17 protein-coding genes are annotated in these 21,933 nt (G+C 37.1%); 6 read left to right on the top strand and 11 right to left on the bottom strand.

The window, feature by feature from the left end; translation table 11 throughout:
• Positions 1 to 7: 7 nt before the first annotated feature.
• Positions 8 to 2,149 (bottom strand): S9 family peptidase, encoded by a 2,142-nt coding sequence (locus BMX24_RS20220; RefSeq protein WP_089796133.1) that lies wholly within the window; start codon positions 2,147 to 2,149, stop codon positions 8 to 10.
• Positions 2,150 to 2,898: 749 nt separating this feature from the next.
• On the opposite strand from BMX24_RS20220, the gene BMX24_RS20215 reads away from it, so the two are divergent.
• Positions 2,899 to 3,411, top strand: a complete 513-nt coding sequence (locus tag BMX24_RS20215) for a YceI family protein (protein WP_089796131.1) — start codon at positions 2,899 to 2,901, stop codon at positions 3,409 to 3,411.
• Between the two features lie 87 nt (positions 3,412 to 3,498).
• Positions 3,499 to 4,326: a 4,5-DOPA-extradiol-dioxygenase gene (gene ygiD, locus BMX24_RS20210; protein ID WP_089796129.1), complete on the top strand. Its 828-nt coding sequence runs from the start codon at positions 3,499 to 3,501 to the stop codon at positions 4,324 to 4,326.
• Between the two features lie 53 nt (positions 4,327 to 4,379).
• Here ygiD and BMX24_RS20205 read toward each other — a convergent pair whose 3' ends face one another.
• The 4 genes from BMX24_RS20205 to hutH all read right to left on the bottom strand — a co-directional run bounded on the left by BMX24_RS20205 (position 4,380) and on the right by hutH (position 8,657).
• Entirely contained in the window at positions 4,380 to 4,649 is a 270-nt protein-coding gene (locus tag BMX24_RS20205) for a hypothetical protein (RefSeq protein WP_089796127.1), read from the bottom strand.
• A 252-nt stretch (positions 4,650 to 4,901) separates the two neighbouring features.
• On the bottom strand, positions 4,902 to 6,398 hold the full coding sequence (locus BMX24_RS20200) for a S8 family peptidase (RefSeq protein WP_089796125.1): 1,497 nt from the start codon (positions 6,396 to 6,398) through the stop codon (positions 4,902 to 4,904).
• 116 nt (positions 6,399 to 6,514) lie between these two features.
• Positions 6,515 to 6,961 (bottom strand): GNAT family N-acetyltransferase, encoded by a 447-nt coding sequence (locus BMX24_RS20195; RefSeq protein ID WP_089796123.1) that lies wholly within the window; start codon positions 6,959 to 6,961, stop codon positions 6,515 to 6,517.
• Positions 6,962 to 7,169: 208 nt separating this feature from the next.
• Positions 7,170 to 8,657: a histidine ammonia-lyase gene (gene hutH / locus BMX24_RS20190; protein WP_089796121.1), complete on the bottom strand. Its 1,488-nt coding sequence runs from the start codon at positions 8,655 to 8,657 to the stop codon at positions 7,170 to 7,172.
• Positions 8,658 to 8,972: 315 nt separating this feature from the next.
• Between hutH and BMX24_RS20185 the strand changes: the two genes are divergently transcribed.
• From BMX24_RS20185 to BMX24_RS20175, 3 genes are all read left to right on the top strand, one after another.
• Positions 8,973 to 9,734, top strand: a complete 762-nt coding sequence (locus BMX24_RS20185) for a hypothetical protein (protein ID WP_089796119.1) — start codon at positions 8,973 to 8,975, stop codon at positions 9,732 to 9,734.
• 80 nt (positions 9,735 to 9,814) lie between these two features.
• Positions 9,815 to 11,608, top strand: a complete 1,794-nt coding sequence (gene uvrC, locus BMX24_RS20180) for an excinuclease ABC subunit UvrC (RefSeq protein WP_089796117.1) — start codon at positions 9,815 to 9,817, stop codon at positions 11,606 to 11,608.
• A gap of 132 nt (positions 11,609 to 11,740) precedes the next feature.
• Positions 11,741 to 12,529 (top strand): T9SS type A sorting domain-containing protein, encoded by a 789-nt coding sequence (locus BMX24_RS20175; protein ID WP_089796115.1) that lies wholly within the window; start codon positions 11,741 to 11,743, stop codon positions 12,527 to 12,529.
• A 67-nt stretch (positions 12,530 to 12,596) separates the two neighbouring features.
• Here BMX24_RS20175 and BMX24_RS20170 read toward each other — a convergent pair whose 3' ends face one another.
• From BMX24_RS20170 to BMX24_RS20160, 3 genes are read right to left on the bottom strand one after another with little or no spacing between them, the layout of a single operon-like run.
• Entirely contained in the window at positions 12,597 to 13,358 is a 762-nt protein-coding gene (locus BMX24_RS20170; protein WP_089796113.1) for a hypothetical protein, read from the bottom strand.
• A gap of 14 nt (positions 13,359 to 13,372) precedes the next feature.
• The gene (locus tag BMX24_RS20165) at positions 13,373 to 14,452 is read right to left on the bottom strand and encodes a putative type IX sorting system protein PorV2 (protein ID WP_170835764.1); all 1,080 of its coding nucleotides are present in this window, start codon (positions 14,450 to 14,452) and stop codon (positions 13,373 to 13,375) included.
• 16 nt (positions 14,453 to 14,468) lie between these two features.
• A complete protein-coding gene (locus tag BMX24_RS20160; RefSeq protein ID WP_089796110.1) occupies positions 14,469 to 15,347 on the bottom strand; it encodes a DMT family transporter in 879 nt (292 codons plus the stop codon).
• A 424-nt stretch (positions 15,348 to 15,771) separates the two neighbouring features.
• Between BMX24_RS20160 and BMX24_RS20155 the strand changes: the two genes are divergently transcribed.
• A complete protein-coding gene (locus tag BMX24_RS20155; RefSeq protein ID WP_089796108.1) occupies positions 15,772 to 17,400 on the top strand; it encodes an acyl-CoA carboxylase subunit beta in 1,629 nt (542 codons plus the stop codon).
• Between the two features lie 332 nt (positions 17,401 to 17,732).
• Here BMX24_RS20155 and BMX24_RS20150 read toward each other — a convergent pair whose 3' ends face one another.
• The 3 genes from BMX24_RS20150 to BMX24_RS20140 form a co-directional block, all read right to left on the bottom strand.
• On the bottom strand, positions 17,733 to 19,172 hold the full coding sequence (locus BMX24_RS20150) for an AAA family ATPase (protein WP_089796105.1): 1,440 nt from the start codon (positions 19,170 to 19,172) through the stop codon (positions 17,733 to 17,735).
• 58 nt (positions 19,173 to 19,230) lie between these two features.
• Complete coding sequence (locus BMX24_RS20145) at positions 19,231 to 20,352, bottom strand: vWA domain-containing protein (RefSeq protein WP_089796103.1); 1,122 nt, start codon at positions 20,350 to 20,352, stop codon at positions 19,231 to 19,233.
• A 360-nt stretch (positions 20,353 to 20,712) separates the two neighbouring features.
• Entirely contained in the window at positions 20,713 to 21,573 is an 861-nt protein-coding gene (locus BMX24_RS20140; protein ID WP_089796101.1) for a ThuA domain-containing protein, read from the bottom strand.
• Positions 21,574 to 21,933: the final 360 nt, after the last annotated feature.

Genomic DNA, 21,933 nt, shown 5'->3' with positions numbered 1-21,933 from the left:
TTTAAGATTATTTCTTCAAATATAAGTTAAAATAATCTGTTACTTTCTGCATGAGGTGTACTCGGTCTTTTCCAATCACGTTGTGAGGATGCCCCGGATACACGAAATAATCCAATTGCACTCCGTTGTCAACTGCAGCTTTAATGAATTTTACCGAATGCTGCCAAACCACCACATCATCCTGTGCACCGTGGATCATCAGTAATTTTCCTTTCAGATTCTGCACTTTATCCAAAAGATTTGCCGTGGCATATCCTTGCGGATTTTCCTGTGGCGTATCCATATATCTCTCGCCGTACATAATTTCGTACATGCTCCAATCGATCACCGGACCTCCTGCAACACCCACTTTGAAAACTTCCGGGTGGCGAAGCATGAAGCTTGTCGTCATAAATCCTCCAAAGCTCCAGCCGTGAATTCCCATTCTTTCCGAATCTACGTAAGGAAGGGATTTCAGATACTCTACGCCTTTCATCTGGTCGTTCATCTCGGTAGTTCCCAGGTTTCTGAAAACAGCCTGCTCAAACTTCAGTCCTCGATTCGCAGAACCTCTTCCGTCCATCGTGAAAATGATGTATCCGTTTTGAGCCATGTATTCGTACCAAAGATTTCCGGACGCAGGGAAAGTATTGGCAATCAGCTGCAAATGCGGCCCATTGTACAGATAAACAATGACCGGATATTTTTTGTTTGCGTCAAAATTCGTCGGAAGAATGATTTTTCCGTACAAAGGAGTTCCATCGTCTGCTTTTAATTCTACATTTTTAATTTCCGGACGCTGATAATTTTTCAATGTATTTTCAGCAGTAAGAATATTGTTTGATTTTAAAGTATTGGTATTAATAATGTTCGCAATTCTCGGTGTATTGGCATTGCTGTACATATCGTACAGATAATTTCCGTCGCTGCTCAAAATCCCGTTGTGAACACCTTCTGCATTGTCCAAACGCTGCATTTTGAAATTCGTCCAGTTGATTTTATACAAGTGTTTTTCCAGAGGAGTTTCTTTCGTAGAAGTGAAATAAATTTCCTTTTTCTTTTCATTAAACCCTAAAATCTCGGTTACGAGCCAGTCCCCTTTCGTGATCTGTGCAATTAATCCTTTTTCTAAGCTATAATGAAATAAATGATTGTACCCCGTTCTCTGGCTCTGCCAGATGAAATCTGTATTGGAATTCGGGAAGAAGGTCAGAGGATGTTGTGGTTCAACATATTTGTCGTTCGATTCTTCGAACAAAGTTTTTATTAAATCTCCTGTTGCAGCGTCATACTGATCCATTTTCATATGATTCTGTCCTCTGTTCAGAACGCCTACAAAAATATATTTTGAATCCGGGCTCCAGGTTACTGCCGTTAAATATTGATCTTTTTCACCATCAATTTTCAAGAAAGTCGTAGACTGTGTTTTAATATTAAAAACGCCCAGCGTTACCTGATGCGAAGTCTGCCCCGCCATCGGATATTTGATATTGTGATTCACCGCCGGAGTTACAGCCCAATCGATAATCGGGTAATCTGCAACCATCGTCTGATCCATTCTGTAGAAGGCTACACTTTCAGAGTTTGGTGCCGGGAAGATTCCTGTATCGATGCCAAATTCGTTTCTGTGAACATTGGATGCTCCGTTTAAAATATTTTCATCGGAATCATTGGTTACGGCGATTGTTTTTCCGTTTTTATTAACAAATAAATTATTCTTTACCGTAAAAGCAAAAGTCTGATTATCTCCAAAAACTTTCACATTGGAAGCTTCTTTATCTACTGCCACAGAATTTTTCACTTTCCAGTCGCTTCCCGATTTTTCTACCCAGACCATTTTGTCGTCGGAATTAAAATATCCGTGAGAACTGCTGATAAATTTTATCTGCGGAACCGCCTTGAATTTATTGTCTGCAAGATTTTTATTAAGCTGCGTTAAAGACACCAATGTATCCTGTTTGTTCGTCTTTAAATCTGTAATCAGATACCCGCCTTTTACAGCCTGAATATAGGATTTGCCATCATTAGACCATGAAAACTGCGAGATATTTTTCACCGCAAGGTTGCTTCTCAGGCCATTCACAGCCTCCGCCATCGTAAATTTCTGGGTCTGAGCCAATGCCGAACCGCCCAAAACCAGCATCAGTAAAGAAAACTTATATAATTTCATTGTATAAAATTGAATCCATCAAAAATAAGAAATAAAATCATACGTTAAGAAATGTTAAAATAAAAGATTCATAAAATGATATTGGAGAATTGATGTGAAAAAATTCTTACCTTAATGTGGAGTTTTTGGTTGATCGTGGTTGTTAGTTGCTGGTTACTGGTTTGCAGTTGATTGTTTTTGGGAATAGGTTATCATTCAGAGAGGAGCGAAGAATCTGTTTTTGTTAATCGCAAAGTTCACTCACTTTGTCATCCTGAAAGGATCTCAACGTTTGAAAGGACGAGTTTTATTTATAAAAGATAAAAATTGCTTTACAACTTTCACAAACCTTCAGTTTACTTGCAATGAATAGGAGTCGTTCTCTGGTATAATAGTTTAGATCCTTTCAGGATGACAAATTGTATAATTATCTATTATGTCGACTAGCGAAAATAATAACTACAACCCTAGCCCCGATAGGAACGGTTACCCCGCAACAAGGGTTGGAAAGTCGGAGGGTTTTGGAGTTGGAAGAAATGGCGCGAGGAGTATGAGTGGATAGCGGGAAATAGCTCCTAATTAAGCTGGAGAGTTTGGGAGTTGGAGCGTTTTGAGGTTTTATGATTGAGAATAATAGATTTTTTCCGTTGTGGAAATGACAGAAATTGTGAAAAAACATTGCAAAAATCATTTCTTATCCTACGTCAATGACTTGTACCTGTCTTCTGATATAAATTTGCATCATAAATAACAATAAAAAACAGTATACAATGGCTACAAAATGGAACCTAGACCCAGCGCATAGTGAAATTACTTTTAAAGTAAAACACATGATGATTTCTAACATCAAAGGAAATTTTACCAATTTCAATGCAGAAATCGAAGCTGATGACGATACGTTCGCTAACGCTAAAACTAATGCTACCATCCAGACTGATTCTATCTCTACACACAACACAGACAGAGATAATCACCTGAAATCTGCAGAATTCTTCAATGCTGAAGCTAATCCTACAATCACATTCGAATCTCAGGCTTTGAATGGGGAAGTAACAGGAAATCTTACCATCAACGGGATTACAAAACCAGTAACTCTTGATGTAGATTTTAACGGAATCAACGTTGACCCGTGGGGAAATACTAAAGCTGGTTTCTCTTTTGAAGGGAAAATCAACAGAAAAGATTTCGGATTAAACTGGAACGCAGCTCTTGAAGCAGGTGGTGTAATGGTAAGCGAAGAAGTAAAATTGGCTGGTGAATTGCAGTTTGTAAAACAAGCGTAAGCACATAAAAGAACCAAGATAAAAGAGCAAAGGATAAAGGTGTAATGTCTTTACTCTTTGCTCTTTTTTTATTAACAATAATTAAAAATGAACCTCAACGATCTACAAAATATCAGCGATCATTTCAAAAATACGCAACGAATGCCTGTCTTATTTCTGGGACACGGCTCACCGATGAATGCTATCGAAGAAAACCAGTTTGTACAGGGATTCCGAAAGGCGGCGGCCGAAATTCCGAGACCGAATGCTATTCTGTGTATTTCTGCCCATTGGTTTACGAACGGAACGAAGGTGACGGCGATGGATATGCCGAGAACGATTCATGATTTCGGAGGATTTCCGCAGGCCTTATTTGATGTTCAGTATCCGGCTCCGGGAAGTCCTGAACTGGCTAGAGAAACCGCTGAACTGTTAGCACCGGTTTTGGTGGAAGAAGATCATCAATGGGGATTGGATCACGGCGCATGGTCGGTGATTAAACATATGTATCCTGATGCAGATATTCCTGTGATTCAGATGAGTATTGATTATACAAAACCTCCGCAGTATCACTTTGATTTAGCAAAAAAACTGAACAAGCTTCGCGAAAAAGGAATTTTAATAATCGGAAGCGGAAATATTGTTCATAATTTAAGACTGATCGACTGGAGAAACATCAACACCGTAGGAGCCGGCTGGGATTGGGCGATTGAAGCGCGTGAAAAAACCAACAACTGGCTGCTAGACGGAAACTTCGGGAATATTATCGATTATCAGAATCAGGGAACTTTTCTGCAGTATGCAGTTCCGACACCTGATCATTATTTACCGTTAATTTATACATTAGGATTAAAAGAAAAATCTGAAAATCTGACTTTATTTAATGATGAATTAATCGCAGGTTCACTCAGCATGACAAGCGTGAAAATAGGATAAATAAAAAAAATCGGAAGATAAATCCTCCGATTCCTATAAGTAAAAAGTTGTAATTAAATTCTGTGAATAGAAACAACATGCGGCTCTCCTTCGATCGGAGCATAAATTTCCACAATTGCTTCCCAAACTACTTGTGAAGGGGGCATAGAAGCAATACATCTGTAACGGTAGTTGGTTCCGTTTACCAATTGTGTAGATACTTGCTGAGGCGTGTATTTTACCCCTACGAATCCGCGCATAGCTTCATCAAATACCTTTTGATCTTCCGGTGTAAGAGCATGATACTTTGTCCAGCCTCCTACTACTAATTCTTGTGTTTCCATAATTTAATATTTTGTTTCCTACTCTTTTGGCCTTTCGGATTTCGCCCCGTTTTGATGGTTTCTGGTCTCCATGGTTATTGTTTTTAGTTTGTGATCACATGACAAATTTAGTACAGAACTCATGAATATAGTAGCGTACAATTACTAATTTTTCACCATCCGTAGAAATACTGAGTGATAATTTTATTAATAAAAAAAGGAATGTCATTTGTAAACAACATCCCTTTTAGGTTAAATATTTAGGTTAAAATTTTACTGAACCGCTTGTAAAACATTAATATTTCCATATCCGTAATCGGAATTCGGAGTCGGGTAATACGTAGCTGATTGTCTCATTTTATTCAACACCTGATCTCTTGTCCATGACGGATTTTTTGCCCAGACTAACGCTGCAATTCCTGCCGTAGAAGCTGTCGCCACAGAAGAACCGCCCACGTAATCTGTTTGTCCGTTATAATAGCTCAACACCGGAATGCTGTTTCCTGAAGCTCTTTCCATTTGATAGGTAAAATCGATCTCAGATCCGGAATGGCACACATCACATTTTTGATTGGAGGTATTTTCTTTTACTCCTGTGATCGCCTGTGCTTCAGACATCCAGGCCGGGAAAATAACCCCTACAAAGTTGGTGAAGCTTGTAGAAGTCCCTCCGGCACAGAAAATTAATTTCCCTTTTGAATAGGCATATTTTACCCCATCTTCAATTTTTCCGACAGAGAAAATGTGTCCCATCGACATGGAAATGATTTTAACATTATTGTTGTTTCCTAGTTCTGTAAAAGCAATTTTCACCCCGTTTTGTTCGTGATAACCATCTAAAACCACATTAGAAGCCGCTTTGTATGTCACTAAATTAGCATTATAAGCCACTCCCACCGGTTGCCCCAAATTATTTCTGGGCGCTCCCATCGCAGAAGCCATGCTGGTTCCGTGACCACACTGGTCATTGGGTCCGTCAAAACCGCTACTCCACGGCCATACAGAATCTACATACACTCCATTTTTGCTGATCGTTCTGCCGGATGAAAGTCCGTTATTGAAACTACTTCCCAACAAAGTTTGCTCTGGTGAAACACCGCTGTCAATAACTCCAATTGTGACTCCGGCTCCTGTGCTGTAGCTCCATGCGTTGATGATATTATGTTTTGTAAAAGACCAAGGCGCTTTTGCGTTTGGCGTTACGGTGGTGTAATCTGCGGTATTTAAAGCGGTGGATTCAAACCCGCAACCTGAAGATGAACTGCTGGATTTTGCCGCTCCGTTGAATTTTCTTTCATTTTCAAAATAACGGTAATCTGCAGGCTCGATATAACGGATGTTTTTCATTTTTCGAAGAGCAATCACTGTTTCCTGCTTTTCAATAGCAACATCGATTTGGGTTAAATATTGATCCGATGATAATAAAATTCTGTCGGTTTTTCCTTCGTATTGTTCAATTAGTTTTAAAATTTCCTCTTCGATCACTTTATTATCCGGTGTCAGGCTTCTGTCGAAAGAGGATCCGAATCCGATCGATGCAATCTTGTTTCCCTGAAAAATAGCGCTCCATACAAAATGGTCTGAAGATTCTTTCCAGGAAAATCTTCCTTTGGCTTTGATGGTTTCGTTAATTTTTTCGTTGATTTCTTTTGCCGTCAAAGGGTCTTTCTGCGTCACTTCAATATTGGACGGGTTATTTTGAAGGTCGTCTCTGTTACATGCCGTAAAAACAAAAAACAGCATTAATAGGTAAAATACATTTTTCTTCATATAAAATAATATTTGATTGGTAAAACCAAGATATCACTTTACGTTGAATTACGAATGCATTGAATTTAAATTTTCTTTAATTTTATTATGCTAAAAATAACATGCAAAACCATGATTTACAACACCTTCTCATAACAAACACTTTTATCAATTCCGATATATTGCCCATAATTCGGGATTCTCTGATAGCCACTTTTCTCGTACACGGAAAGGGCTTCATTTTGTTCTAATGAACTTTCGAGAACAGTTTTTTCGTAGCCTATTTCTTTCGCCCAGGCTTCCAGTTCATTTACAATAGCAGTAGCCAATCCTCTTTTTCTGAAATCAGGATGCGTGTACATTCTCTTGATTTCAACAGTGTCATCAGCAAATTTTTTAAAAGCTCCACAAGCGGCAGGTTTTTCATCAATATAAATAACGATGCAGTTTTTAATCATATCAATTTTATTGAACTGATCATAAAATGCATGATCTTCACCATTACGAATCGCCAAGTCTGCGTCTAAAAGTTTAACTAAATTTTGAAAGTCTATGTTGGAAGAATCTGTTCTTTTGATTGTCATCTTTTTGTTTTTTTCTGATACAAAAATAATTATTTTTATTTTCCCACATATCTCGTAGATTTACACAGATACTTATGTTTTATTTATAATTATTTTTAAAATTAAAAAAGAATATACGCAATCATCTGTGTAAATCTACGAGATATGTGGGAGAAAAATAAAAAAGACTCCCATTTCTGGAAGTCTCTATATTTTTAAAGTTAAAAAATTAATTAACTACAAATTTTCTTTCATTAATCAATTCCGCGATAGCTAACATGTCTTTTCCGATCAATCGGTCGTCTTCCAGTTTTGCTACTTTTGAACGAAGAATGGTGAAGTTTTCTTCAATAATTTTGGAACATTTTGCCGGTCTTCTGAATTCTAATCCTTGTGCTGCAAACATTAATTCAACCGCTAAAATATTCACAAGATTACCCAAAACCTGATTGAATTTTCTCCCCGAAATGCTTCCCATCGAAACATGATCTTCCTGCCCCAAACTCGTCGGAATCGAATCTGCCGAAGCTGGGAAACATAGCGTTTTATTTTCTGTAACCAACGCTGCAGAAGTATATTGAGGAATCATGAATCCTGAATTTAGCCCTGAGCTTTCCGTTAATAATCTTGGTAAACCGTATTTTCCTTCCAGTAATAAATAACTTCTTCTGTCTGAAATATTTCCCAGTTCCGCCGCCGCCAATGTTGCATAATCCAATGGTAAAGCCATTAATTGTCCATGGAAATTCCCTCCGGAAATAGATTCTTCCGCACTGAGAACAATTGGGTTATCTGTTACAGAATTTAATTCCGTTTCAGCCATCATTCTCAGATGTTCATACGCATTTCTGCTCGCTCCGTGAACTTGCGGAACACATCTCATGGAATAAGGATCCTGAACTCTTTCGCAGTCTTCGTGCGCTTTCATATTTTCGGAACCTTTCAGGAATTTCAGCATTCTTGCTGCTACTTTTTTACTTCCCTCAAATGGTCTGATTTCATGAAGCTCTTTTTTGAACGGACTTTGGGAACCTCTGTATGCTTCAAGGCTCATCGCAGCCGTCATATCCGCCAAATTCAATAAATATTCGAATTTTTCTAATCCTTTAATGGCATGAGCCAGGATAAACTGAGTCCCGTTAATTAGACCTAAACCTTCTTTCGGACCTAAAGTCAATGGAGCTAATTTATTTTTCTTTAAAACTTTTGCTGTTTCTACCACTTTATCTCCTTCCCAAACCTGTCCAAGTCCTAAAAGCGGTAAAACCAGGTGAGCCAAAGGCGCCAAATCCCCAGAAGCTCCTACGGAACCCTGCTCCGGAACGGCTGGGATAATATCTTTTTCCAACATCAAGATCATTCTCTCGATCACTTCAAGAGAAACTCCCGAAAATCCTTTTGACAAGGCATGAACTTTAGCAATCATCATGATTTTGGAAAGTTCTTTATCAATCGGTTTTCCTACACCTACCGCGTGAGAAATAATGAGATTATATTGTAAAAGAGCAGTCTCATCAGCAGAAATTTTTGTATCGCAAAGAGGTCCGAAACCTGTATTAATCCCATAAACACATCGATCCGACTCTACAATTTTCTGAACATTTTTCTGGGATTTTAAAATTTGTTCCTTCGCAGCCTTGTTCAGCTTAGCTTTATTTGGAGTTTTGCAGATCTCCAAAACATCATGGAAACTGAAAACATCTACACCGTATATCATTCTAAAAAAATTTGTCTTAAAATTACGCATTTAACAATAATTGGAAAAACTAAATTTTTCTACTTTATATTTTTATGAAAATTATTTTGGGTGATGTGTTTTTTACCGCAAAAGAGACAAAAGAAATAATCGAGAAAAAAGGATGACAAAGTTGACAAAATGTAAAATTTATATTGATTAATTTGTTTATCTTCTATTGAAAATCTTAAAGATCATTAAAAATCTTTGCCTCTTTTGTGGTAAATATTATATCTGCATAAAAACAAGTGATTTAATTTACTATTTTTACCGCCGAATAAAAAAATTAATACCCTTATGAAACTTAAAACTTTGTTGCTTGCATTGTTTCTGGTAAGCACTGCTTCTTTTGCCCAAAAAGTAAAATATTCTAAAGAAGAAATCAAAAAGATGGAACAGTACCTTTTCAATGAAGGCTTTAATGCACCATCACCTAAAAAAACATCAACAGTTATTTTAAAAGACGGAACCACCGTGAAAGGTTTCTGCAATAAAATTGATACTAAAAAAGGTCAGATTTTCGAAGTGTCTATCAAAGACAGCGTTACGAAAAAGCCAACTGTTTTGGAGGCGGACAATATCAGCGAAATGTATTTGTTTCCAAATGAAGCTGAGAAATTTATGAAAGTTGCAAAATATATGGGCAACATCAGAAATTATCAGACAAAAAAACTGAAAAATACAACAACAAACGGTCGTATTCATTTTGTAAACCAAACAGTTTCTTTGAAAAACAAAAAAGATGACAAAGAATTCTTAATGCAGGTAATCAACCCTGAATTTGATGATATCATCTCTGTTTATCACGATCCCAGAGCGAAAGAAACAACAGGATTTTCAGTGATGGGCTCTCCTCAGCTGGGTGGAGGCGTTATCAAGTCTTATTATGTAAAAAAAGGCGATAAAGTAATGTGGCTTCACAAAGATGATTTCGAAGACAACTATGATTTTCTTTTCGGAGACAACGCAGAATTCATGAAAAAATATCCTAAAAATTCGGTAGAATGGGATTATTTCAGCTTCCTGGTGTATGAATATACTTCAATGAATAACGGATAAAATTAAATTTTAACATAAATCTTAAAGCTGTGGAATTCCTGCAGCTTTTTTTATGCCCCGAAATTCCTTATTTTTGTTATATGAATCCTTCTTTAGAATTACAACTCAAAACCTTACCATCCGAACCCGGCGTTTATCGTTATTATGATAAAAATGAGCAGCTTTTGTACGTGGGAAAGGCGAAAAATTTAAAGAAAAGGGTTCTTTCCTATTTTAATAAAAACCTTTCAGGATACAGGACAAAAATAATGGTCGGTAAAATCCAGCGACTGGAAACGACTATTGTAAACAGCGAATATGACGCGCTTTTATTAGAAAATAATCTGATCAAAGAGCATCAGCCGTTTTATAATGTCATGCTGAAAGATGACAAAACATATCCCTGGATCTGCATTAAAAATGAAGATTTCCCAAGAATTTTCCTTACAAGAACGGTGATCAAAGACGGTTCGGAATATTATGGGCCTTACGCGAAAGTTCGTCCCGCAAAAATTTTACTGGACACCATTAAACATATTTATAAATTAAGAACCTGTAATTTAAATCTTTCACCCAACAAGATCAATGAAGGAAAATATAAAGTCTGCCTGGAATATCATATTAAAAACTGTGAAGGACCTTGTGAAGATCTGGAAAGCAAGCAGGATTATGATGAGAAAATCGACGCCATACGGGGAATTATAAAAGGAGATTTCCGGAAAGCAAAGGAATATCTGGTCAATCAGATGATGAAACACGCTGCCAATTTGCAGTTTGAACACGCACAGCTCATCAAGGAAAGACTGGATGTCCTGGAAGATTATCAGGCAAAAAATACTGTTGTAAATCCTAATATTGATGATGTAGATGTTTTCGGAATGACAAGTGATGAAACAGCTGCATACGTGAATTTCTTTAAAATCCGGAACGGAAATATCATCCAGAGTTTCACGACTGAAATCAAGAAAATCCTTGAAGAAAGCGATGAGGAAATTATGGAACAGGCGTTGATCGAGATCAGACAAAAATTCAGCTCGGATTCAAAAGAAGTTTTGCTTCCTTTCCATCTGCCGATTGAAATTCCGAATGTGAAGCTAATCGTTCCGAAAGTTGGAGATAAAAAACGCATTGTTGAACTTTCCGAAAAAAATGCGAAAGAATATCGTTTGGAAAAATTAAAACAAGTGCAAATCGTTGATCCGGAAAGACACACCAACAGAATCATGGCTGAAATGCAGAAACTGTTGAGAATGCCTGTGGAACCGCGACATATCGAAGGTTTTGACAACTCGAATATTCAGGGGACAAATCCTGTTTCGGCGTGTGTTGTTTTTAAAGACGGAAAGCCTAGCAAGGCCGATTACAGAATTTTCCACCCGAAAACCGTGGAAGGTCCGAATGACTTTGCAACCATGGAAGAAGTGATCTACCGACGCTACAAAAGAATGCTGGATGAAGGTGAAAATCTGCCACAATTAATCCTGATTGACGGTGGAAAAGGGCAACTGTCCTCTGCTGTGAAAAGCCTACGGTTATTAGGATTGTACGGAAAAATAACCATCGTCGGGATTGCAAAAAGACTGGAGGAAATTTTCTTCCCAGAAGATCCTATTCCTTTATATCTGGATAAAAAATCTGAAACATTGAAAATTTTGCAGAGAGTAAGGGATGAAGCCCACCGTTTTGGCGTGAAGCATCACAGAACCAGAAGAAAAAACTCAACCATAAAATCTGAACTGGAAGAAATTCCGGGCGTCGGGGAAAAAACAATTGAAATGCTTTTATCAAAATTAAAATCCGTAAAAAGAATTAAAGAGTCGAGTTTGGAAACTTTAGAGGAGATTTTAGGAAAAAGTAAGGCGAAAATAATACATGATTTTTTTAATAATCTATAAAAATAATTTCAAAATTAAATTTATCATAAATAAAAATTATTTACATTAATAAATTAGCATCAAATAATATCAATTTTCAAAAAAATATTTATTTAATTGTTATTTTTGCTACAACTTTAAAAATAAATACATATGAAAATTAATTATTCTTTTTCAAAACTTTTGGCATCTCTTATTTTATCTGCAGTCGGAAGTTTTGTTAACGCTCAAACTTATTGTAATCCTACGTATTCAAGTGGCTGTACAAGCTGGAGAATCACACAGGTGACCATTCCTCAGGCAAGTTTTGATAATACATTTGCAGCAGGTACCTGTACAAGTGGAAGAGACAGAACTTCCGTAATGGTAAACCTTAATACGAATACCAACTACACCATCAATGTATCCACCACAAATTGGATTGCGTGTGGAATGGCAATAGATTTCAATAATGACGGTGATTTTGATGATGCAGGTGAAGTATTATTTTTACCGGCTTATATAGCGAATCAGAATCAGACCTACTCAGGAGATTTTATGGTTCCGTCTTCTGTTCCAGTCGGTACTTATAGAATGAGAATCTGGAACCGTCTTGCCAACTCCGGCGCGGGAACACCGACAGCCGATTCTGCATGTTCTACGTATGGCTATGGAACGTGGACAGACTATACAGCGAACGTTTTAGGACCTTTGGCAACTTCTGAAGTTACGAAAGCGACTGCGAAAATCTATCCTAATCCAGTTTCTGATGTTTTAAATATCGAAAATAAAAATGCTATTGAATCGATAGAAATTTATGATGCCAACGGAAAATTGATTAGAACGGTTGCTCAGAAAGGCAATAATGCATCTGTGAAATTATCTGATCTTGTTCCGGGAAGTTATGTTGCGAAAATTAAAACAGGGAAAGACAATCAGACAGTAAAATTTATTAAAAAATAAAATATTACAACTTTAAAAAGTAAAAGTCCTCAAATTGAGGACTTTTTATTTTTTCTATAACAGTAAATTATTTTTTCAGAAAAACTTCCTTAGCAAATTCTCCGTTAGACTGTGGAATTTCTATTACAATATTTCCGTTTTCATAATATCCTAAAGTAGAATCTCCATTTTGCAGTTTTACTCTGAACACATCACTTTTGGTTGTTGCTTTAAATGTCGCAAATGGTGAAGAACTGTTTGAATTCACCAAGATAAACTGGCTGTTATCAATCTGAATTTTCTGAAGATCTATTTTACCATTGCTGAACTTCAACGCTGAGTTGTCCGGAGCTGAAGAACTTGTATTGGTAACTGTAGACTGAGTGGTAACCTGAGTCGTCGCAACTGTCTCCTGAATTTTAGTTCCACCCGGCTGATTTACCGGGTTCGCAGGAGAAATTGAAACAAATGTCTGTTTCAGAGCATCCTGGAAGCCTTCTTTAAAATCTTTAATGCTAGAAGCTCCTTTAATCGATGAAACAACCTTATCATTACAATCCTTAAACTGTACCAATACTTTATTTCGCAAAAATCCGCTGTCATCTTTTACATCTCCCATCAACACATTACAAGGGTTATCTTTTGCTTCAGCCGGCCATTGTAGTTTATCTGCCGGAATAACGGTGTAATTTTTACCTCTTAATGTCTTCGTGAATAATTCGCTTAATCCGAAATCTTCTTTAAAAGTTTCAAATTTAGCCGGAAGAGAAATATATTTATAATCCGAAATTTTTTGCCCGAAAGCAAGCATCGAACAAGCTGTTAATAATACTATTGAAAGTTTTTTCATTTTAATTTAAAATTTTAATCATTTCTAAACTGTCCCATATCCAGTTTCAGAGAGAAGAAATTGGAATAGAAATTTGATCCCCCGATTCCTGAATTCGTAATCGCGTAATCCAACGTAAGACCTCTGTATCTGATCCCGATCCCCGCACTTGGCTGGAAAGAAACCTTTCTTTTCAAATCTTCAATATCAGTAATCGACTGGAATCTATTAACCCCCAATCTCACAAAAATCATTTTCTGATAGCCTAATTCCGCACCGGCATAAGGTGTAATACTCGCAAAATCTGTAGAAATAAGTGCTGCCGTTTTCGCAAAATCTACATTGATTCCTGCTTCCGGCAAAACATACACACTGCTGTTGATTTCAAAATTTTTGCTTACCCCAACGTTCAGTTTTGGCATCGTTAATTCCATTTTATCTTTCGGTGCCGGGTTGAATTCTTCACCATTTACAATCGTGGAAAGCTCTTTTTGGTTTACACTCCAGAAGTTGACCGTAGTCGTTGCATCTCTCAACATCCCCCCGATTTTATAACCGTTGTCCATTTTATAGATGGCACCGATATCAAAACCGAAACCGTATCCGTTAGCAAATTTTCCTACATTTCTGTATACGATTTTGGCATTCACCCCAACGTCTAATTTGGTGTTTCCTGCAGGATTAAAAGCATAAGAAAGAATGGCCGCGTAATCGGATTGTGAGAATTTTGTGATCTTATCGTAATCAATATTTCCTTCCGTATCGATCAACTGGGTTGTATTCAAGATATTATCAACCCCCAATCTTACCACAGAAACCCCGAAAACACCTGTTTCCAGAACTTTTGCGTACGCCAGGTAATCATACTTAGCAATCGACTCGAAATATTCTGCGTGCATTGCTGCTCCCTGCCAATCTTTTTCGATCGCCATTAAGCCAGCCGGGTTCCACATCGGAGAATACACATCATCCTGGTTAGAAACTACAGCTCCACCCATAGCCAAACCTCTGGCTCCTGCACCAATATTTAAAAATTCGTTGGAATATTTTCTGATAATCTGAGATTGTGAGATCCCAAATAACAGGGAAAATACGAGTAAAAGATATTTTTTCATCATACAAAATTGATGCTTAATTTAACGTTTTTTGTTTCTTAGCTTTTATTAATCCATTGGCAATGATTGCCAGTATCATAACACCTGAAGCAATATAAAAAATCGGACTCATATGTTCTGATTCCCCAAAGATAAAAAAAGCTAGTATAATTCCGTAAACTGGTTCTAAATTAACTGTTAAAATTAGTGTAAAAGGCGAAATATACTTCATTAGATTCACCGATTCCAACATCGGAAAAGCCGTGAAAACACTTGCCAATAAGCATATTAACGCAATATCGCGGTAACTTATTTCATTCATCTGAAAAATTTGTCCGGTAAACAAATAAATAATCATTAAAATAGCCCATCCACAGAAAATTTCGTAAAAAATAATATTTCCTGAACTCGTTTTTCCAAACATCTTTCCGTTAAATACAGAAAATATTGTCCCGAAAATCGCACAGAGAACACCGTAGAGAATACCTTCTTTATATTGAAACTCTGTTTTAAAAATTAACAAAATACAGGCGACAATCACCACGCCCATGAGAACCTCCGAGATATCTATTTTCCGTTTAAAAATAACCGGCTCTAAAATCGAAGCAAATAATGTCGATAACGACAGACAGCTCAAAGCAATGGAAACATTGGAAACTTTAATCGAGTAAAAGAAGCAAAACCAATGAAGCGCCATAGCAAAGCCGATTGCCGCTAACTGGAAGAAAATTTTCTTAGAAACTTTAATGCTCTCCTTTTTGTAAATTCTGATAAAAACAAACAAAAAGACAGCCGCAAACAACATCCGGTAAAAAACCAGAATCTGGGCATTTGCATGAATCAGTTTTCCTAAAATTGCCGTAAATCCCCATAAAAATACAATCAAATGCAATCTGAAAAGAGCTAATTTATGCATATCCTACCTTCTTTTTTATTTTTTGCAAATTTACCAAATAGCTTTTACAAATCCCGTAAAAAATATGGTTTAAAAGATGAATTTTTTCAGCAATTTTTCTTTTTCAAATTATTTTTAAAAATAAAATGAATTGTTTGATGATTTTGAAATAAATTAAAACAAAAAACCCTGAAAATTTGTTCAACTTTCAGGGCCTTCAAATAATAAACTATTAAAAAAATAAACTAGGAACTTAGAGTATTTGCTAGAGAATATTATCCCTATTACTCTGACGTAAAGTTAGAAAAAATATCAAACATTTAAAAATATTTTTATGTTAAATATTTCACAAATTTCTGAGAACCAACAAATTAAACATCTGTTTTATTTCAATTTAAAATCCTCTGAAAAATAGTATCTTTAAGCGGAAAAAATTGAAATTTTTATGGACATTGAATTCAACAAACGAGAAGATCAAAACAGATTAAAATTATCCGAAATCAATCGCTTACTTGCTGACATCAAAAAAGGAGGGGGAGAGAAGAGGCTTCAAAAGCTTCGTGACGAAGGAAAAATGACGGCAAGAGAAAGAATTGAATATCTTCTTGATAAAAATTCCGATTCCATAGAAATTGGCGCCTTTGCAGGATACGAAATGTATGAAGAACACGGCGGCTGCCCAAGCGGTGGTGTTGTAGTTGTCATGGGATATGTATCGGGAAGACAATGTATTGTTGTTGCCAACGATGCATCAGTAAAGGCCGGAGCATGGTTTCCGATCACAGGAAAGAAAAACCTGAGAGCACAGGAAATTGCGATGGAAAACAGACTTCCGATCATTTATCTTGTGGATTCCGCGGGAGTTTATTTACCGATGCAGGATGAGATCTTCCCTGATAAAGAAATGTTCGGACGAATTTTCAGAAATAATGCCAAAATGAGTGCTGCAGGAATCATCCAGATTTCGGCCGTAATGGGCAGTTGTGTCGCTGGTGGCGCTTATCTCCCGATCATGAGCGATGAAGCGATGATCGTCGATAAAACAGGCTCTATTTTCCTTGCAGGAAGCTATCTGGTGAAAGCTGCAATCGGAGAAAGTATAGATAATGAAACTTTGGGCGGTGCAACAACGCATTGTTCGATTTCCGGAGTTACCGATTATAAGGCGAAAGATGATAAAGATGCTTTGGACAGAATCAAAAATATCATGAAGTCTACAGGAAGTACTGAAAAAGCAGGTTTCGACAGAATTGAAACTGCTCTGCCGAAAGAAAAACCTGAAAATATTTTCGGAATCATGCCGGTTTCAAGGGCTGAACAATACGATACATATGAAATCATCAAATGTCTGGTCGATAATTCTGAATATGAAGAATATAAGTCTGATTACGGTAAAAGTATCATCTGCGCAACAGCGAGAATCGATGGCTGGTCTGTAGGAATTGTTGCCAACCAGAGAAAACTGGTAAAAAGTGGAAAAGGTGAAATGCAATTTGGAGGAGTAATTTATTCTGATTCAGCGGATAAGGCGACAAGATTTATTGCTAACTGTAATCAGAGAAAAATTCCTTTGGTATTTTTGCAGGACGTAACAGGTTTCATGGTAGGTTCAAAATCTGAACACGGCGGAATCATTAAAGACGGCGCAAAAATGGTAAACGCAGTTTCCAATTCTGTGGTTCCTAAATTCACGATCATTACCGGAAATTCTTACGGTGCTGGAAATTATGCCATGTGCGGAAAAGCTTACGATCCGAGATTGATCGTTGCTTGGCCTTGGGCGGATCTTGCAGTAATGGGCGGTGCTCAGGCTGCAAAAGTTTTGGCTCAGATTCAGGAATCGACTTTGAAAAAACAAGGAAAAGAAATCACTGAAGAAGAACATAACGAAATTTTAGATACGATCTCAAAAAGATACCAAAAACAGACAGAAGCTACTTATGCTGCTGCAAGACTTTGGACAGATGCGATCATCAATCCTGTTGATACGAGAAAATGGATCTCTATGGGAATTGAAGCAGCCAATCACTCTCCGATTACAGAGAAATTTAATTTGGGAGTGATTCAGGTTTGATAATGAATTGATTATATAAATTAAAAAGATGTAGAACTTGTTTTCTACATCTTTTTTTATTTTCAAAAGGTCATCCCAAGTTTGTCATCCTAGAAGGATCTAAGCGCGATCTTTTGACACTAACTATATCTACTATGTTTAAATGACAAACTTTGTGGATATTTTTCAATATTTAAATTACCGACCGCGGCTCTAGCCCCGATTGGAGCAATTGTTTGAGCTCATTTTCAGGGTTTCGGGTTGGGGCAAGCCTTTGGCTTGCCCCAACCCGAAACCCTGAAAATAGCGAGTGCGGAAAGCGGGAAATAGCTTCAAATAATACTTAATTCATTTTAAGAAAAGAATACTCCCGTTCTGAATCGTTCTTTATTCAATTTTTTGTTGACAGCCAATCCCCAAAGGATAAATTCTTTCATGAATAAAATATCTTCTTCCTTCGTATTCGGTTGATATTTTTCTATAATCTGATCTAGCGGACTAATACGATTAAGAGCTTTTGCATAGGCTTCATCCGGAGATTCATCGGTAATCTCTAAGAATCCGTCATCTTCCAAAAACCAGTCGGTAATCTGGCTAAACGGACCATCAATCCCCTTTTTTTCAAGTTTTTCAACTTTCGGGAAATAGGTAGTAAACAAACTGCTCACCGCATTATCGATAAGCATCTGAGCCACTGCCTCTGCGCCTTCCTGTTCGCCTTCATATACCAATTCAACTTTTCCTGTAATGGCCGGAATCACACCCACAAAATCACTTAATCTTACCGTCGTTTTTTCATCTCCAGCCAATAATGACCGGCGTTCTGCGGTACTTAATAAATTTTCAAATGCTGTGATGCTCATACGTGCACTCACTCCGCTTTTCAAATCTACATATTCACTTTCACGGGCTTCAAAACCAATCTGCTCCAACAGATCTTTTGCCAGAGAAGGGACATATACTTTATTTTCCTGACGCTCATCAGCACTTAATTCATATTTTGTAATTTCTTTCGCGATATGAATATTTTCAGGATAATGTGTCAAAATTTGTGATCCGATACGGTCTTTTAATGGTGTCACGATACTTCCTCTGTTGGTATAATCTTCCGGATTTGCCGTGAAAACAAACTGGATATCCAAAGGCATTCTCACCTTAAAACCACGGATCTGCACATCGCCTTCCTGAAGAATATTAAATAACGAAACCTGAATTCTCGCCTGAAGATCCGGCAATTCATTAATAACGAAAATACAGCGGTTCGCACGAGGAATCATCCCGAAATGAATCACCCTGTCGTCTGCATAAGAAAGTCTGAGATTGGCGGCTTTGATGGGATCGACATCACCAATAAGATCGGCAACCGTAACATCCGGAGTCGCCAGTTTTTCGAAAAATCTTTCATCGCGGTGAAGCCATTCGATCGGAGTGTTATCGCCTTCCGTTTCAATCAGTTCTTTCGCAAAACGGGAAATTGGGTTGAACGGATCATCATTAATTTCGCTTCCTTCAACAAAAGGAATCCACTCGTCCAATAATGTTGTCATCATTCTTGCCAGACGCGTTTTTGCCTGACCTCTCAACCCTAGTAAATTGATGTTGTGACGACTGAGAATAGCATGTTCCAATTGAGGAATTACCGTATTTTCATATCCGAAAATCCCTTCAAAAACTGACTCTTTGTTAAGGATTTTATTTCTAAGGTTATCTCTTAACTCGTCTTTAATGCTTTTTATTGTATATCCTGATGCTTTTAGTGAACCTAATGTTTTTATATCTGGCTTTGCAGTCATTGTATTATTTTAAATCTGATTGATAATTTCTTTAAATAGTATGTATGAATTGAATTCTTTAACGTATTCTTTTCTTACGGTTAGCTTCATAATCCTCAAAAATCATGTGTCCTAAACCGTTAAGCCCTGTATAAAAAGCTTTCCCCTGATTAGCTTCTGTGAATTCGCTCACAAAATGCTGTAGATAAGGATCCTGCGCAATCATAAAAGTGGTAATCGGAATATGCAGTCTTCGAGCCTGAGCTGCCATATTGTAACATTTCTGGACAACATATTCGTCCAATCCATAAGAATTCATATAATAAGTACCATCTGCTTCCCGTACACAACTTGGCTTTCCATCGGTGATCATGAAGATTTGCTTATTGGTATTTCGTTTTCTACGCAAAATATCCATCGCCAGTTGAAGTCCGGCAACAGTATTCGTATGATATGGCCCAACCTGCAGGTAAGGAAGCTCCTGAATCTTAACCGGCCAGGCATCGTCACCAAAAACAATAATATCCAAAGTGTCTTTCGGATAACGCGTTGTGATAAGTTCAGCTAAAGCCATTGCCACTTTTTTGGCAGGCGTGATACGATCTTCGCCGTACAGAATCATACTGTGGCTGATGTCGATCATCAAAACCGTACTCATCTGCGACTGATGAATACTGTCTTCCACAATAAGATCGTTTTCGGTAAGATGAAAATCTCCGATTCCGTTATTGATTTGGGCATTTTTCAGACTTTCTGTAATAGAAATTTTTTCAACAGGATCTCCAAAATTATAGTTTCTGAATTCACCGGTTGTATCTTCACCCGTTCCGCTTTTTTTAGTTTTGTGATTTCCGTTTCCGCTTTTTCCAAGGTTTCCGAAGATTTGATTAAGAGCCTGTTTACGGATGTTTTGCTCCATTTTTGCACTCAAACGTACGCCATTTCCACCTCCGTTAGGATCTACTTCCTCACGGATGTATCCCTTCTTCTTGAGGTCTTCGATAAAATCATCAATGGTATATTCCGGTGTCGTCAATTGATATTCTTCATCCAGCATTCGAAGCCAGTCGATCGCTTCATCAAAATCTCCTGAGGTATGGGTCAACAGATCCGTAAAGATTTCTAGCAACCGATCAAACACAGATAGTTCCGGCGCCTTATACGTTTCAAATCTAAACCCTCTCGCAATATGCTCTTTCATAAGATAAAGTTACGACATAAATTGAGAGGTCTTCAAGAGATTTGGTCTATTATAATTTTTATGATTAGAAATAATCTTTTAAAATACAGTTAAAAATTTTCAGAAGCTTATCCTGCTATCCACTTTTACTCCTCGTTCCATCCTTCCAATCCTCCCCAATTCTAAAGCCCTCCCACTCTCAAACTTTCCAACGTCAACTGCGGGGTAACCGTTCCTATCAGGGCTAGGGTTTTTGTCATATTCAGTAATATCAGTCATTGCAAGAAATTTAACAAGAACGGTAAAAAAATAATCACTACAAGATAAAAAATCAGCCTATGTGTAACCCAATTGCATTAACAAGAAACCAGCAACAAACAACTATAAACCAAATCTCCTCCTCTTCTCCTTCGCTAAAAAGTATATTGCATTTATAATAAAATCACCATAATCCTTACTTCTAAAAGTAAAAGACAAAGTTCTCACAGAATTTTTTCCATATTGATGCTCATAATCCATATCATTATGCCCGATATTGGAATAGATCATATTATAATTTTTGTTTTTCCAAATGATTGGATAAAATCCTTCCGTCCAGATTTCATGTTTTTTCGGTCCGGTTCCTAAAGGAAAACTTCTCTCATCGATTGCATACAATATTTCGATATCATTATTTCTTCTCAGGTCGTTTTTCCATGCGTACCATTCATTCGGCGACGCATTAATAAATTTCTCCGGGCTAAATTTATTTTTAGCAATCCTTTTTAATACCGCAGAAGTTGGACGCCATGTATTACTTTTGTAATCTCCCGAACCAAGAAAGGTATCATGATACCATGACCAGTTATTTTCATGAGCAGACTTCTCCAATGAAAAAGCCGAAAAATGAAATCCCATCCAACTACCTCCTTTTTCCATATACTTTTGAAACGCCTTCCTCTGATCAGGATCTTCAGGCCGTGTGTCTAAAAACAATATAACATCATATTTTGATAATTCATCAAAAGTCATCCTATTCCAATCATCAGTCGATTGATACTCAAAATGTTTAACTATGCTTAAAGAATCAAAATAGTGATTAGCTTCCTTAACAAAACTAATGTGAGCCATGTCATTCTTTCCTGTATAGAAAGCCAAGACTGTAAAATCACCAACTTTTATTTTTTGAGATTTTAAATTATTAGAAAAAATAGTAATCAGTAAAATAAACAGAACAATTTTCAAGTTCTTCAGGCTATACATCTTTATTTTTTAATAAAAATATAATTAAAACTTAAACATTACAATAGCAATACTGCAAAATAAGACTAGTTACTAGCAAAACTACTCATTCCTTATTCGTTTTTTAATATTTCCATATGCAATATTAAATGTCGTTGTTATTACAGGTCGCCCCTACAGGGCTAATCTCTCCAAACATTACATTCATGGGCTATTAACAGGTCGCTCCTCCGGAGCTCCCCGCGCATCTAGCATCTAGCATCTAGCATCTAGCATCTAGCATCTAGCATCTAGCATCTAGCATCTAGCATCTAGCATCTAGCATCTAGCATCTAGCATCTAGCATCTAGCATCTAGCATCTAGCATCTAGCAAAGATAAA

It is taken from the genome of Chryseobacterium wanjuense (genome assembly GCF_900111495.1).
Classification (GTDB): domain Bacteria; phylum Bacteroidota; class Bacteroidia; order Flavobacteriales; family Weeksellaceae; genus Chryseobacterium; species Chryseobacterium wanjuense.
The sequence above is the reverse complement of the archived record's forward strand: the minus strand, read 5'-3'. Positions and strand labels throughout refer to the sequence as shown.